Origin of the sequence: Vibrio sp. 10N.261.51.F11 (assembly GCF_041471665.1) — a bacterium.
Classification (GTDB): Bacteria; Pseudomonadota; Gammaproteobacteria; order Enterobacterales; family Vibrionaceae; genus Vibrio; species Vibrio crassostreae_C.
On the sequence record NZ_JBFROW010000075.1, the window covers coordinates 1 to 15784 of the forward strand.

At 45.2% G+C, this 15784-nt stretch carries 11 protein-coding genes; 2 read left to right on the forward strand and 9 right to left on the reverse strand.

Annotation, left to right across the window (positions count from 1 at the left end; translation table 11 throughout):
* Positions 1 to 1824, forward strand: a 1824-nt coding sequence (locus tag AB4351_RS19875) for a VCBS domain-containing protein (RefSeq protein WP_372126939.1), incomplete at its 5' end; no start/stop codon positions are given.
* A gap of 76 nt (positions 1825 to 1900) precedes the next feature.
* On the opposite strand, the gene AB4351_RS19880 is transcribed toward AB4351_RS19875, so the two are convergent.
* From AB4351_RS19880 to AB4351_RS19920, 9 genes are all read right to left on the reverse strand, one after another.
* A complete protein-coding gene (locus AB4351_RS19880; RefSeq protein ID WP_017061737.1) occupies positions 1901 to 3214 on the reverse strand; it encodes an HlyD family type I secretion periplasmic adaptor subunit in 1314 nt (437 codons plus the stop codon).
* Positions 3207 to 5459 carry an ABC transporter transmembrane domain-containing protein gene (locus tag AB4351_RS19885; RefSeq protein ID WP_372126940.1) on the reverse strand — a complete coding sequence of 751 codons (2253 nt, stop codon included), beginning with the start codon at positions 5457 to 5459 and terminating at the stop codon, positions 3207 to 3209. The genes AB4351_RS19880 and AB4351_RS19885 overlap by 8 nt, the downstream gene beginning before the upstream one ends.
* Positions 5456 to 7102 carry an ABC transporter ATP-binding protein gene (locus tag AB4351_RS19890; RefSeq protein ID WP_017066510.1) on the reverse strand — a complete coding sequence of 549 codons (1647 nt, stop codon included), beginning with the start codon at positions 7100 to 7102 and terminating at the stop codon, positions 5456 to 5458. Before AB4351_RS19890 ends, AB4351_RS19885 begins: the two co-directional genes overlap by 4 nt.
* 191 nt (positions 7103 to 7293) lie before the next feature.
* Positions 7294 to 7929 (reverse strand): CatB-related O-acetyltransferase, encoded by a 636-nt coding sequence (locus tag AB4351_RS19895; protein WP_017061734.1) that lies wholly within the window; start codon positions 7927 to 7929, stop codon positions 7294 to 7296.
* A gap of 419 nt (positions 7930 to 8348) precedes the next feature.
* On the reverse strand, positions 8349 to 9461 hold the full coding sequence (locus AB4351_RS19900) for an NADH:flavin oxidoreductase (protein WP_372126941.1): 1113 nt from the start codon (positions 9459 to 9461) through the stop codon (positions 8349 to 8351).
* Positions 9462 to 9748: 287 nt separating this feature from the next.
* A complete protein-coding gene (locus AB4351_RS19905) occupies positions 9749 to 10438 on the reverse strand; it encodes a hypothetical protein (RefSeq protein WP_372126943.1) in 690 nt (229 codons plus the stop codon).
* Complete coding sequence (locus tag AB4351_RS19910) at positions 10438 to 11607, reverse strand: OmpP1/FadL family transporter (RefSeq protein ID WP_372112288.1); 1170 nt, start codon at positions 11605 to 11607, stop codon at positions 10438 to 10440. Before AB4351_RS19910 ends, AB4351_RS19905 begins: the two co-directional genes overlap by 1 nt.
* A gap of 93 nt (positions 11608 to 11700) precedes the next feature.
* Positions 11701 to 12513: a crotonase/enoyl-CoA hydratase family protein gene (locus tag AB4351_RS19915; RefSeq protein ID WP_017061730.1), complete on the reverse strand. Its 813-nt coding sequence runs from the start codon at positions 12511 to 12513 to the stop codon at positions 11701 to 11703.
* Positions 12514 to 12991: 478 nt separating this feature from the next.
* Positions 12992 to 14185: a multidrug effflux MFS transporter gene (locus AB4351_RS19920; protein ID WP_017094748.1), complete on the reverse strand. Its 1194-nt coding sequence runs from the start codon at positions 14183 to 14185 to the stop codon at positions 12992 to 12994.
* A gap of 270 nt (positions 14186 to 14455) precedes the next feature.
* Here AB4351_RS19920 and AB4351_RS19925 point away from each other — a divergent pair, with 270 nt between their 5' ends.
* Positions 14456 to 15541: a PQQ-dependent sugar dehydrogenase gene (locus AB4351_RS19925; protein ID WP_372126945.1), complete on the forward strand. Its 1086-nt coding sequence runs from the start codon at positions 14456 to 14458 to the stop codon at positions 15539 to 15541.
* Positions 15542 to 15784 lie beyond the last annotated feature (243 nt).

Genomic DNA, 15784 nt, shown 5'->3' on the forward strand with positions numbered 1-15784 from the left:
GTTCATGGCACCAATGATGCGCCAATTGCCTCGGCTGAAGTGCGTTTAGCGAATGGCTTAGAAGATAGCAAAATTGTCCTCACCCCAGCACTGCTACTTGCTAACACAACTGATATCGATGATAACGATATTGGCAAATTATCCATTGAGAACCTACACGCCGACCATGGTTCGATATTAATTAATGGCGATGGCACCTTTACCTTTACGCCAGAAAAAGACTATAACGGCGATGTCCATTTTAGCTATGACGTCAAAGATGCCCACGGTGGTGTGACCCACACCGGTGCATCAACAACACTCTCGGCAGTTGGCGATGCTGCGATCTTCGCCGGAGATAAAAGCGGTCAAATAACAGAAGATCGCCACGTACAAGGTGATGCCCAACATACGATATTTGTCACTGGCGTGTTGAATGTTATCGATCCTGATGCCGGTGAAGATCATTTTTACGACACTCGTAATGCCCATGCGATCAGTGATCCCTATGGCGGTCATCTGACCATTGGAAAAGCCGGTGATTGGGCTTATTCGGTTCCCAATGCCAATATTCAGCACTTAGCGGCAGGGCAAGTCGAGCAGGTTCAATATGAAGTAACGACCGCTGGTGGTGATAAACAAATTATTACCATCAATGTGCATGGCACTAATGATAAACCAACAGTTTCTGAAGTTATCGCAGGTGCACATAACATTGATGAAGATGCTGCAAATGCGACCTCTGGGCAAATTATTATCAGCGATGTTGATCATAGCGATCAACATTCTGTCAGTATTGATAGCCAACATCAGCCACAGTATGGTTCTGTTACCTATAATAGCAATACACAAACTTGGGTCTACACACTTAATAACAGCAATAGCCATGTTAATGCTTTAAATAATGGTGAACAATTGACCGATAAGTTTTCTCTATTAGTCGATGATGGACACGGGGGCATTACAACTCAAGAAGTTGAAATGCGCATTGATGGACACAGCGATGTTCCACCAATGCCAACCCTAGTTGCCCCTGCAAAAATTACCGGCAGTGCAGGCAATCAGGACCTGCATGCCTCAATCGGAATTCCTCCAATTATTCACCAAGGAACGCCTACGCCAATGACAGGCTGGGGAATATCAGATCACCACGGACACTCTCTCACTGCATTACACGGTCAATTTGGTACTTTGCATGTCAATCCTGCAACCGGAGAGTTGAGTTACGATTACCAACAAACTTCATCAGGCGTCGTTAAGACACATACAGGAGGCTCTTACGGTAGTGGTACAGACGAAACCGACTCGTTTGTTTTAACCCTAGGAGGCGATCAAAACTCACAAGTCGCGGTGCACCTACATTTGCACTCGCAATCCGTCCATGGAAACAGCGGACATCACATTGACCAAACCACACTAACTGGCATGGATTTATCGCCAATCGCTCCATCACCTCCTCCAGCACCCGGCATGAGCCAAGCGGATGAACCGGATGCCTCTTTCAGCACCCCTGATGAAGTTACTCTTAATTTTGATGAGGTGACGGCAAACCTAGAACATACAGCGATAGGCGAACACGAACAGCGTTCTGGTGCCCATGCTTACCTAGACGCTCTGGGTATTAATGCTGACTCGCCGTCTATAGATTCACCGTCACACAATGTACCAGTAGCGCATGATATCGATATCATTTTCAGTGATGCCGAGAGTGCTTATGGGGCTGAGCAAACTGACGATGGTATGAGTGATGGGCTGTCTCACCATACCGATAACCCATCTATTGATGATTCTTTACACCATCATAATGACGTTGACGGACTGCCTGACATAGACCCAAATAACTAGAACATCACCCCTTCGGTTAGATAAAAAAAGGAGCACGGCATGTGCTCCTTTTTTATGCAAGCCAGAGTGGAGGACTTTACCTCTCTCCAAACGCCACGCTAACATTGGTATAAATCGGTTTCCATAAGTATTGGAACACCGACTTCTCGCCAGTTGTGATGTCTACTTCACCCGTCATACCCGGCAGTATGGAAAAGCTTTCAGGGTTATCACGGAAGTAAGGCGTATCAACCGACACTACAACTTCATAATAGATCTCGCCACGTTCGCTTTGACTTGTGGTCGGTGAAATACTCTCTACCGCCCCTTTTAAAGCCCCAAAGCGGCTGTAATCAAACGCATCAATCTTGACTCGAGTGGGCTGCCCAACACTCACAAAACCAATATCTCTTGGGGACAAACGTGCTTTGAAGTCAGCGTTCCCTCCGACAGGCACAATTTCAACTACCGTGCCACCCGGCTGAATAACACCACCATCCTGCGTGCTTGGTATGCTTTGCACCAAGCCTTGTAGCGGTGACACTAACATAGTGTTCGTCAATTTAGCTTGGCTTGAACGAACTCTAGCATTCAATGCTGATAAGTCAGATACGGCTTTAGAACGATCATCGCTCACTTTAGCTTTCGCTTCCGCCAGAAGCTGTATGATTTTTTGGTCATTACTGTCAGCTTGTCTAATCAATACCGACTTCTTACCACGAGCTTCTTCGATTTTCTGTTCGATACTGGCCAATTTTTGTCGCATTTCAAGCACACGTAAACGTGAAATGTTACCCGCTTTATAACCCTTCTCCAGTATGTTCAACTCTTGCTTAGTCGCATTTAACTCTTTCTCATAACTCGGCAAGGCCTTTTCTACGCTACGAAGCTGCTCTGCAATTTGCTCGCTCTCTTTCTCAAGCACCACACGCTTTTGGAAGTAGAGGGCTTTTTGCGCGTTCAGCTGCGCTTTTTGCTGGCTGACGATCTCTGGGTAATCGACCTCAAACTCAGCAAGGTTAGGCTCACGTTGCTCAAGCAACGCATTCATACGTTCCACACTGGCTAGAAGCGTCACTTGTTGGGACTTTAGCTCTTCAAGCGCGGTACGCTGGAAAGTGGCATCAAACTCAACAAGCGGCTGGCCTTTCTCTACCAACTGGCCTTCTTTAACAAGAATTTGCTTTAACTTACCGCCAATCGCACTTTGTAATACTTGCTTCTCGCCTTCCGGAATCACAGCACCTTTGGCTTTGGCGATTTCATCAACTTGAGTGACTACAGACCAAGTGGCAAAAGCAATAACACATAAGGCAACCGACCATGTGGCCAGCGCCAATGTACGAGCCGTATTTTGTGATTCAACAAGCTCACCGTAGCGCTTGCCCTTCTCGATAGATTGTTTAGTCATTAGCGACTCCTTGCTTAGACTCTGATTGTTCTTGTTGGGCTGCATTTTGTTGAGCAGACGCCTCTTGAGTTGACGGCTGTAGCTCTTGAGATAACGGTTGCTCAGATAACTGCGGTTCTTGAGAAGCTTGAGGCTCTGAAGGCTGTTCCTGCTTCGAAGACTGCTCCGGCTCTAATGGACCGGCATAAACCACTGCACCTTCATTTAATACCACCACTTTATCGGCAAGCTTGATTAAATCCGGATCGTGGGACGTGTAAATCACCGTTGCTTTTCCTTTTTTCGACTGCACAAACTCACCAAATATACGTTTAGCATTTGGGTGAGCATCAGGCACAGGATTATCCATTAAGAACATTGGGTAGTCATAAACCAGCGCTTTCGCGTCAATGAGGATCTGCGCGACGCTGCCAGACAACATGTCAAAAAGGCTGTCCGGCTGAATACTGCTGATGGAAGTATCGAGCCCACCTGATAATGTCTCGAACCAACGCTTTCCGCCCACCATTTCAATTGCAGATATCATTTTCTTATCTTCGACTTTGTGACCGTCGTTTAGCCACTCTCGAATACTCAGCGTAAGCAAATCAGGATATGCGGCTCGAATGAAACACCAGTGGCGATAAAGCTGCGGGTCGTATTGAACGAGGTTAACGCCTTCAAGCTCGACCATGCCATTTTGGATAGGCTGCAAGCCAGACAGCACTTCAATTAATGTTGATTTACCGCTCCCAGAAGGGCCGGTAATCGCGACAACTTCACCGGCTTCAATATCAAAACTCACACCATTCAAAGCGGGGCGACTCTGTTTGGGATAGCGCAGCGTCACTTGGTCTAATTTCAAGTTAGGCGCTACCACGGGTAACGGGTGATGCTGGTAACTGAATTCACGCTCAGACGGCTGAGACAAAATACGGTTCACTTGCAGCTTGGATTGATTAAAGCTATTAAAACGCATCGCGCTGTTTGCCAACACCTGAGCAGGACCCGTCACCTTAGATATCAACATCATTGAAGCAATCAAACCACCGGGCGTCATCACTTGTTCAAAAATAAGTCCTATGCCTAACCCCATCACGGCGAGTGTCGAGCCCACACCAATGAAATAGTAAATCGAGGTGTACCGACTCTGGAGAACCGATTGATTAAAGGTCACTGTTGAAGCAAGAAGATTGGCTTTTTTGAAACGTTGAATCCAGTGCTCTGAGAATCCAGCACTGCGAATAAAGGCAAGCTTAGATGACAGCTCATTAGTCATGTTTTGACGATTCGTACCTGCGACTGTCGATTGCATCGAGCGCTTGCTGCTAGAGCGTATCGAGCGTTTTGCTAGCAAGTAATAAAGGATTAAAGAGACGACTGGAACCAGTACCAACCATCCGCCTAAAACTCCTATCGCTAGTACAAAAATTAGAATGAATGGTAGGTCAAATAACGCATTTCCTAATGGCCCCGATAGCACACCTGAAATACGCTCTGACAACATCACTTGGTTTTGCTGACTAGAAGAAGCTGTTTGCTGATTTTGAGCATAGCTATTACGAAGCAGACGCTGCACGAGGGATTGAGAAATCTCGCGGCTGACTCGGTTGGAAACTGAAGCAAACACTCGGCTACGTAATGTTCTCAACCAACCCATCATCACAAACAACAACGCCGCGCCAATGGCGATACCTTGCAACTCATGCCCTGCATCACCACCAATCACATGGTCATAAATCGACATCGTGATGAAGGGAACAGCAAGCGCAAATAAGTTAGTGATAAAGCTGACCAATAACAATTTAGGAATGATGGGGCGAAACGCATGTAACCTTTCACCAACCCAATCAGGAGAGGCCTTCTCTAATGGTGGCCCTTCGATAACAATACAAAACTGAGGGACATCGGTGATGTCGTTATTGGCATTAAAGGCAACAAATTGCTTGGATTCCAAATGACCAGAGACCAGCTCATGTTCACCAAGTACCAGTAAGACCAATTTATGTTCACCAACTTCATCTAGGTTGGCAACCAAGCGATAAGGCAGTGCAAGCCTGTCGAACAAGGCAAACATATCGTCGATTGATTCAATGCCATTTTCATCGACCCATTGATGTGCGAACAACTGGATATTAGCATTAACTTCCAACTGCTTAAGAACGGAAAGGCTCTCGGTTTCTAAATGATTCATCACCTCTTGTCGACCGCTGGTATCTGCACGGTTGTTCGTACCTGAAGGGTTACCAATATCTAAACGATTCATACGACGGCCTCCTGATTGCTCTCGCTGTCGACCGTAATAGCTCGACTTTCCACTGTAATGATTCGATTAGCAAATTCGCGAAGCTTCGAATGGTAGCTCACCATCAGTATAGTGCGTCCTGCCGTTACTTCTTCTTCCAACACCTTAGCTAGATTCCCAAGGGCGTCTAAATCAAGTGAAGAATCCGGCCTTTCCAACATGATTATGGGTTTATCACTTGCCAATTGAGCCGCGATATTGAGCATTTTCACGTTACCCATACTCAACAAAGAAGCACTCGTATGGCCAATTTGTGTCTCTAGTCCATCGGGTAATCGAGTAATCTCTTTGGTTAAACCCAAACGCTTTGCATAGTCACTGGCGCTTTGCGTTTTCTCAGGGTCAAACCCGCACAAGTTGTCGAGAATAGTACCCGACACCAACTGCCCTTTAACGCCACAGTAGGCAGCAATATTGGTTACGGATGCGATTGAAACTGCAGCTCCGTTAATGAAGCACTCACCCGCTTTTAGATCATCAATACCTGCAATCGACGACAATAAATGACTGTTGGTGTGGCGATCCTCACTCTCTAACAAAACCAACTCACCTTTATTCAGTGTGACATCTGCATGAGAGAGTTCACCATATCTTTCAACGGTCGCTTGCTTGATTTCCAACGTCTCAAAGTCAGATAAGTGGTTCTCAACTTGCTCAGAATCTGAAGATTCCGATAATGATAAGTCACTCAATTTTTCTATTGCCTGATTGGCACTGTGTATTGAATTAAGCTTGATTCTAACCCCAACCAGAGCACTCAAAGGCGCAACCGCTCTGCCAGATAAGATAGAACATGCCGCCAAGCCACCAGTAGTTAACTGACCATCCAACACCCACAAGCTCCCCGTAATTACGAGTAAAACTGACGTGGCTAATGCGGCAAGCTGAATACATTCTTGGGCAAAGGCGTTCTGTTCTTCTTCTCTCGCTTTAGACTGAGAGCGAACGTTATTGAGGGATTTAAACTGATTGAAGATTCGAGACTCAACAGCCTGACGTTTGATTCCTTGAATGGTTTGGCTCAGTAAAATCAAGAACGCTTTTCGCTCCTGCTCATCTTGGGAAGCTTCTTCACTTAAGCTTTTAACGCGAATAGAAGATAACCAAACGATTCCGAGAGTAATCAGCCAAACTGCCAAAGGTATCGCCACCAGCTCACCGCCGATGTAAGCCACCAAGCCCAAGAAGATCAAGGCAAAAGGCAAATCAATAAAGCCTGCAATCACACCACCGGAATACCAATCTTTGACTTTGGATACAGAACCAAGCCCCTCTTCCACGCCGCCAACACCAATGTGGCGGAGATGGCCTGATGAAGCCGTTGTTACTCTTTCAACCAAAGTTTGATAGGTCGCTTTCTCGGTATTGCTGGCCGCGGCTGACAAAAGCCAAGTACGCACAAACCGGATCAATGCTTCCATGGCAACAGCCAACGCTGCACCCGCCAACAACAAAGTGGCAGTACCGTAACTTTGGTTAGGTAAAATACGATCGTAAATTTGCAAAACCGTTAACGGAACGGCGAGAGAGAGAAGATTTATGAGTAAAGAAGGCAGTAAGACTTTCCCCACCACCCCTTTGTTTTTCATTGAACTTGCGGGCATACACAATCCTTATCCATGCTTATGAAATAAGATTGGTACACCATGTTGAGTATTGCAAGGTAACGGACTGATTTAACGTGTTTTTCAATATAAATATGACACAGATCTTTCTACACAAATCTGTGGCTATACCCGTACCTTAAAAACGCTCCTTACAAACGCTCGTTACAAGTGCTCGTTACAAGTGCTCCTTACAAACAATTGTCGTAATCCGTTATCGCCTGCTTTAACTTTGAAAAGTCTGAGTTACATAAATACGGTTTCAGCGCTTCAAATTTATCTGAGGGCCACTCGTATATTTTGAATGACATAAGTTCGTCAATAACGGACTCATCAAAGCGGTATTTGACGACTTTAGCTGGAGAACCACCGACAATGCTGTATGGAGCGACGTCTTTAGTCACCACACTATTCGCTGCAACCACAGCGCCTTCGCCAATCGTCACACCGGGCATCACCATCGCTCTCATGCCTAACCACACCCCATCTTCAATGTGAGTGTCACCTTTGCCAATGTAGGCATCGTCGATTACATCCATAAATGGATACAGCGAAAACCAATCAACTCTGTGGGTATGGTTGCCACCCATTAAAATCACAACCTCTGCGCCAATGCAGACATAATCGCCGATATGGAGTTCGTCGATTTCCCATCGAGGCTCCCACTGGCGGCTGACTTCGTCGCCATGTAAATAACGGACGACAGATTGCTCGAACCCATTATCCCAGCAATCGCTGTAATAACTGTGTTGACCTTTTACGTGAATATTGGGGTTGGTTACGACTTCATGCAGCAACTCGAATTTGGACCAATGCTTCTTTTGCATTTTTACCTCTGAATGATCTATTAAGTTTTATTCGTTAACTATCAAAATGTTCGACGATGCAAATCCAAGGTGCACAAACTAACGCCCTATAAACACAGGGTTCACTGGGATGAATAGTGAGTATCACGCTTAAATCATAGCAATATCGCTAAAACTAAAGAGACGTCAGTGGATTCGAGGTTGCTTAAGAAGAGGAAGTAGTTTCAAAGTTTGCTCAGTTTTTATCGATAACTTGGTTGGATAATTTACAGGCGTAGTGTAACTGTTTAGTCGCGCCAATTTGACAGGAAGATGCGATTAATAAGGTTTCAAATTTCGTTTCGTGGAATACGGAATGAACAAGAGCCTGCGCGATTACACAGGCTCAAACTTAGACTTAGCTATAAACTTCGGATCTCTCTTGGAGCTGGGCTCAGCGACTACATGCGTGCAAGCTGTGCTTTTCTGTCTTTATTCACCACGCAGAAGTTACCGCGCTTAGTACGACACTTAGAGCACCGTTCGCATTCAACAGGGCTTCTATCCCCTTCCTTCCAACGCTTAACTAAATGGGGTTCAGAAAGCAGCGGTCTTGAAAGTGCGAAGTACTCAATGCCCGTGTTGTTTGCAATCGCTTCGATAGCATCAAAATCCGTTAGACCACCAACCGTGATCACTGGGATATTAACGTCTTGGCTGATCGCGTGACCATACTCATGGAAATAGCCTTCAGCTTGAATGGTAAAGCCATCGTGCGACTCGCCAATCATAGTGTCTGCTTTACCATGAATATTACCTGACACGACAATGCCATCCACGCCCATTTGTTCAAGCTTTTTACAAACAATACGTGTTTCGTCAAAGGTGACACCACCTTCAAAAAACTCCGATGCAGTGAGTTTAACTAAGATAGGGAAATCATCACCCACCAGCTTACGTGTCGCGGTATAGATCTCTAACAAAAATCTCATGCGGTTTTCTAAGCTACCGCCGTATTCATCTTCACGTTGGTTGTAATAAGGGCTTAGAAATTGGTTAATCAGGTAAGTGTGAGCGGCATGAATTTCAACGCCATCAAAACCTGACTTCTGTGCTCTTAATGACGATTGAGCAAAGGCATCAACAATGTAGTCGATCTCGCGTTTGGTCATCGCTTTGCCTAGTGTTTGAGTTCCTTTTTCTGGAACCTCACTTGGTGCGTAGATCACTCGTTCGCCAAGATCATGCGTGGTTTTGGTGCCACCATAAGCTAATTGCATCACGATTTTAGAGTCGTTGTCGTGCACCAGTTGAGTCAGCTTTTGATACTCTTCAATGAATGAGTCGTTATACATACCCATCATGCCTGCATTCGGCTTTTCTTCTTCAACAATGTTCGCGTAGCCCGTCACGATCAGGCCGACTTCACCTTGAGCCAACTCTTCATAGATAGCGTACAGTTTATCTGTCATATGCCCATCTTCGGTGGCCATATTTTCCCACGTTGCACTTCTCATGAAGCGATTCTTTAGTGTCATCTTGCCAATGTGGGTTTCTGTAAACAAAGTGCTCAAGTGTCTTCCTCTCAAAATCGTGTTACGCAAGTTACCCATTAAGCATGGGCACTGATTCAGGCGGATACTACAGAGAATAAGGCAGCGAAAACTTAATCTAGATTAAGAGAGCGGCACTCTCATGTGAGAAAGATATAGAAAGCATCAAAAAGAGATAAAAAAGATTGGAGAAATGGTAACAAAAGAAAGTCGCTAAGTTTTAATAAGCGACTTTGTTCAATTTAATCTGGACTAAGTCAATGGTTCTTACGAGAGGTGTCCACCTGCGAATTTCTGCCTGCTAACAGTTATTTGAACTCATAGGTGTAAGACGCGCCAACACTGTTATTTTCACCGAAATCGTCCTCAGCAAAAATAGTGAAGAAGTTGAATGATTGAGCGTCACTCAACTTGTAGCTAGCACCGACGCCTGCCCAATACCCTGAATAATCATCAGACCCCATTGAACCGCCACCGAAGCCCATAATCGACCACTCATCCGTAATCGTTTTTAAACCAAAGGCACCAATGTAGCCACCATGTGTTGAACTCGGCATCAATACATAATCAGAGCCAACGTTATCATCATCGAAAACCGCCACTTCGCCATCATTATAACTGTAGCCAGCCATAGGGAAGATTTGCCAACCGAACGGCTCAATGTCGAAATAACTCAGTGGTATAAACGTACCAATACTGTAGTTGTTCTTATAAGCATTGTTGTCGTATTCAGAGCGGCTAAAGTTGAAATTGACGATCCCCATAGGCAACAACCATGAACCGCCTACTCGCCACTCTTCACCGTCAGCATTAACACGAGCGTTGATCATTCGCGCTTCATCAAGCCCAATAGACCCAGAGAACTGCAGATCTTCGTTATAAGCAACGCCAGCTTTGGTTACGATTTTAGTCGGATCATCAGGGTGCTTCTCTTCAGCAAAAGCACCCGTTGAAAATAAAGACACTAAAGTAATGATTAGTAGATTACGTAATGTCATTAGAAGGTCGCGCTAACACCAACAAAGTGGATACGGCCATCGAATGAACCGTCAACCATGAATCGGTCCATATCTACTGAACCCAAGTCAGCATATTCGTAGAACACATCAATTAAGATATCATCCCAGTAGGTAGATGCACCCACTGAGTAGCGATACTGCTCACCAACGGGAAGATCAACATACTGCATTGTCGGGTCGTCTTGTGGAGAAGTTTCGTAAGAGAAACCGGCTTTCAAACGCCAGTCTGAGTTAAGTTGGTAATCTGCACCAACTGCAAACTTCCATACATCGTCCCAATCGCGCAATAGTGTTTGATTAATTGGAAGGTTACCATTTTGGTTTGTACCCAAATCTAAAACAGTGCTATCCCATTGACTCCAACGATGAAATTGCACACTAGCTAATAGATCAAGCTGAGTATTAAATGCATAACTCAAACTGGCATCAACAATTTCAGGTACATCTATACCAGTATTTAATGAACGCTGGCCGCCAGTAAATACATTCACATCATTGTTAAATTCATGTTCGAGTTTAGAACGATAACTAGCACCCAATTTAAGCTTGTCTGTCGGTGTGTACATTACGCCAAGGTTATAGCCATAAGCCCAATCAGTGTCTTGCTTAGCTGTAAAAAGAGAGGATGATTGCTGTAATGCAGCCCAACTTAATTGTACACCCGCCCCAACCGACCACTGGTCATTCAGTTGGTAACTCAGTGATGGGTTCACTTGCATTGCAGTAAGAGTGATATCTTCTAGAAGTGCAGCACCCGCCCAATCACTGCCGTAATCAAGGCTAGAGCCGCCAACAGCGCCAAGCGCGATACCAAGGTGTAATTTGTCTGTGACCTGATGAGCGTGGAAGGCACCAAATGACGGCATTACGGAATGAGCTTTACCATCTGGATTACCACCGTTATCTTGATACTTCATTTCAAGATCGAATGCCATGGTGTTGATGGTCGTTTTGCTTTCGCCCATGTGAGACATAGTGGCAGGGTTTGTCCACATCGCCGCTGCAGATCGAGTGTAAACACCATCACCAGCGCCAGTAGTACCAGCGTTGGCAACGACAGCTTCTTGCAAAAACAGGCCACTTGCGAATGCATTTAAGCTCGTAAAAATTGCAGTGGCAGCTAGAGAGTAAGTAAAAGTTTTGTTCATCAGAGCGCTCATTTAGCCTTAGACATTAAATTGCTCTAAGGTTACCGCAAAGCTCAATAAACAAAGGGAATATCCATTATTCCTGTACAAGCGCTATTTAAACTTTCTGGCGACGTAAGGGCGTGGTTTGTCTCGATGAATTTCACGTTGAGCAGCAATCGCCCTGTTCTTACCTAACCCAACCTTTATCTGATACCAAGTTTCGCAGAATACAGCCATGCCCGGGCTTGACCACCAAGTCTTGTTGTAGAGCTTCTTGTTAGCAGCGACGACATCTGGCGACCGATTCGCACACTCAAGTGCCAACGCATAGGCTTCAGCGTAAGGATCTTCGGCAATCTTGGTCACCAACCCATATTCTTTAGCGGTTTCACAGTCGATCACTTTGGCCGTCATCGCCATTTCAAGGGTGTGATCTTTACGCATCAGCTCTCTAAAAGCGATAGCGCCTCCCATGTCTGGAATCAGACCCCACTTTGCTTCCAATATAGAGAAGTTCGCATCCGGGCTAGCAATTCTAAAATCACCGCCACTGACCAATTGCAGGCCGCCTCCCCAACAACGACCATGAATCGCAAAAATGACAGGGCATGGAATATCTCGCCAACCCAATGAAAAGCGTTGTGCAGCGTTAGGCAATGTCGGTAGCCATTTAAACAAGAGCTTCATCGCCCCAGATTTACTGGTTAATAGGGACTTAACATCAAGCCCTGAACAAAAATCAGAACCCTCACCTTTTACTATTACGGCACGAATCTCGGTGTTCTTTTTCAGCTGAGTCACCATGTTATTCACGCCTTGAAACATTGCCATATCAATAGCATTGAGCTTATCGGGTCGATTCAACACAACCGTCGCAATTTGGTTTTTATCGATAGAACAAGTAATACGATCGAGGTTTGGCATGGTGGCTACCTTATCAGTGGTCAGACCTTTAGGTTATACATTTTATTAACATATGCCAAACTTGCACATTAAGAAGCGAGACCTGTGTTGCTTAACGTCTTTCCCTTTACACAAACGACATCAACAAAAAAGCAGTGATGGATCGCTCCATTCACTGCTTTTCATCCGTAGCTTTTATCGCCAATGGCTTTGATTGCCAGTAGCTTTGATTAGCAATGGCTTTCGGTCATGAGCAAAACCTATGTTCTTCGAGATTTCAGTAGCAAGAAGATAAAGTAGCTGCCAGCAATAATGGAAACTAACGTCCCTGCCGCAAGCTGCGCTCGGAACACTACCACTTGCCCTAAGCAGTCAGAAAATAGCATATATTCTGGTAACTTAAACCAAAGCGCTGAACATTAAAAAGGCCATTGAAATTCATCATTTCAATGGCCTTCTCGTTCCTACTAGCCAGGCAGCTAGCTAATTACCTAAGCAACTAACTGAGCTGAGACTCTCTCGCTTCTTGGCTACTGAAACCACGCAAAATGTTAAACAGGGTAATCAATGTGAACAGCATGATAACGAGCGATAAATGCCACGCTTCCCCTAACCCTAACTGAACCAGGCCCATACTCACCATTGAAGACACCACCATCTGCCCGCCACCAGACATCGCAGCCGCCGCGCCAGCGTTCTTCTTATAAGGCAACATCACCAACGCCTGAGCACAAGGTAACGCTATACCATTGCCAAGAATCATCAAGAACTGGCCAAGCATTAAATACAGTGGCTCAAGTGGGCAAAAGAAAAGCCACAACGCCGCAGCAACATGTAATACAGGTGTGCATAACAGAGTTTTCTTGTTGCCCAGAATAGGGCGAATACGGTTACATAAGCTTGTTCCGCCCAGCATGCCTAATGCAGGAATCACCGCCCACATCGCGTATTCATCTGACGTCATACCAATCTGATTTTGCATGATAAATGGCATCACTGATACGGTGGTGATCATCAAGCTAAAGTTAAGCCAGCCAATACTCGCAAAGCTCATAAAATAACGAGAAGTGAGTAACTCTTTATATTGAGAAACCATTTTCTTCGGTGAAGGGATAGCCGAAACCTGAGTGACGGTTTCCTTAAACTTGAACGCCAATACCACCCAAGCCAATGAGACATAGCCAAGTAGCGAGATAAACACCATACTCCAGCCAAAGTGGAAGTTAATAAACCCACCGATAACAGGCGCGATCAAAGGTGTTATAGACGCAACCATTGCAATATAAGACATCGCCAAAGGCAAGTCTGCGCCGTTGAATCTATCGCGCGTCGAGGCACGAGCAAGTACAGCGCAACAGCCAGTTCCTAGGCCTTGCAGAAATCGCCCCATCACCATATTGGTAAACGAGTGGCTGAAGAAAATGATCATCAATAGTCCCAGCATGGCGATTAATAATCCGCTCAGCAGTACTTTCTTGCGCCCGAGAGCATCGGAAATAGGTCCATAAATAAACTGGGAAGGCCCAAAACCTAATAGGTACACACTTACCAAAAGCTGGGCTTGCTCTAGTGACACATCGAAGTCTTTGGCGATCCAAGGTAGTGATGGAAACACAAGCCCCATACTGAGCTGACCGATACTAATGACCAAACACGCGAGTAAGATCGATTTAAAATCAAATCGACGACTCATCGTTTAATACGTCCATTCGAAGAAAAAACGTGCGTATCTAACTCACAACATAAAAACAGAGAAAATAGCGGAAACGCTGCTGGCGAGTTGTTCATAATGCTCCGGCTGGATCAAATAGAGAAAGGCACAGTAAACATACGTGAGCTTGTATAATCATACAATAGACGTTCAACTAAATATGTGAATAGTCACTTTTCAGTAACCTCAACTTTCCGCCTATCGACCACAGGCGCTAGACTAACACTAGACGCTCATAATCAAGGGACTTCAATGAACACTCATCACCGTATTTTTTCATGTGCTTTGGCGCTGCTTGCCCTTGCTCCTACAACGTCAGCCTTTGCGTGGCAGGCAGAGAAGATCACCGACGGACTCGTGATCCCTTGGGGGTTGGCTTATATCAACGACAACTCCATGCTAGTAACAGAAAAATCAGGCGTCATTAAACACATTGATTTAAAGACCGGCGATCAAAACACATTGTTCAGGCTGCCAAATGTTTGGGCGAAAGGCCAAGGTGGATTATTGGATATCGCACTCTCTCCTTTTGAAAACGGAAGGTTCTACGTCACTTATAGTAAAGACGTCGATGGTGAAGGTGTAACGACACTGGCATCTGCTAATTACAGTAATAATGAAATCACTAATTGGACAGACGTGTTTGTGTCGAAATCCAGAACGGACACAGGGCGTCACTTTGGTAGCCGTATCACCTTTGATGATAGCCACCTGTATTTTTCAATCGGCGATCGTGGTGACAGGGACAACGGCCAAGACACCATGACTCATGCTGGCTCAATATTGCGATTAAATGCCGATGGAAGCACGCCAAGCGATAACCCATTCACTGATAACAACAAAGTACTCAATGAGACTTGGAGCTATGGCCATCGTAATCCACAAGGGTTGTTCTATGATGCCCCGACTCAAAAACTTTGGTCGATTGAACACGGCCCGCGCGGTGGTGATGAAATCAACCTAATAAAAGCAGGCGGCAACTATGGATGGCCAGTCACATCACACGGAAAAGAGTATTGGGGCCCAATTAACGTTGGCGAGTCTAAAACCAAAGATGGTATTGAAGCGCCTAAAAAAGTCTACATTCCTTCAATCGCTCCGGGGAGCTTGATTGTTTACCAAGGCGATAAGTACCCAGAGTTGAAAGGAAAACTGCTGGCTGGCGCACTTAAGCTTACTCACATTAATATTGTGACAGTCAATGAACAAGGAGAGGCAATCAAGGAAGAGCGTATTTTAGAAGACTTAGGCGAAAGGATAAGAGACATCGAAACTTCACCAAGCGGCGACATCTTTTTAAGTACCGATAATGGCAACCTGTACCGCTTGAAAAAGTAGTCTAGTTCTCGTTCAAGTAAAGACATTTTCCTTACAACGACAGTGATAAATATAAGCCGTTAAAAGTGGGCTCAGCACCCAGTTAGCGGCTTCTAATTTGCAAAAACAAATGCGCTAAAACAGTGCATTCACTCCAAATCCGTCATCAATTTCGACCACTATTTTCACAAAAACGACAACAAATCACCATACAACTGTAACTCCATGATATTTAAGGAATGCAAAGTTTGACTACCCCCAAGT

Coding starts and splice junctions, on each gene's coding strand:
- AB4351_RS19915 (WP_017061730.1), bottom strand. CDS start 12,513: ATGCCAAACCTCGATCGTATTACTTGTTCTATCGATAAAAACCAAATT.
- AB4351_RS19890 (WP_017066510.1), bottom strand. CDS start 7,102: ATGCCCGCAAGTTCAATGAAAAACAAAGGGGTGGTGGGGAAAGTCTTA.
- AB4351_RS19920 (WP_017094748.1), bottom strand. CDS start 14,185: ATGAGTCGTCGATTTGATTTTAAATCGATCTTACTCGCGTGTTTGGTC.
- AB4351_RS19910 (WP_372112288.1), bottom strand. CDS start 11,607: ATGAACAAAACTTTTACTTACTCTCTAGCTGCCACTGCAATTTTTACG.
- AB4351_RS19895 (WP_017061734.1), bottom strand. CDS start 7,929: ATGCAAAAGAAGCATTGGTCCAAATTCGAGTTGCTGCATGAAGTCGTA.
- AB4351_RS19885 (WP_372126940.1), bottom strand. CDS start 5,459: ATGAATCGTTTAGATATTGGTAACCCTTCAGGTACGAACAACCGTGCA.
- AB4351_RS19925 (WP_372126945.1), top strand. CDS start 14,456: ATGAACACTCATCACCGTATTTTTTCATGTGCTTTGGCGCTGCTTGCC.
- AB4351_RS19880 (WP_017061737.1), bottom strand. CDS start 3,214: ATGACTAAACAATCTATCGAGAAGGGCAAGCGCTACGGTGAGCTTGTT.
- AB4351_RS19905 (WP_372126943.1), bottom strand. CDS start 10,438: ATGACATTACGTAATCTACTAATCATTACTTTAGTGTCTTTATTTTCA.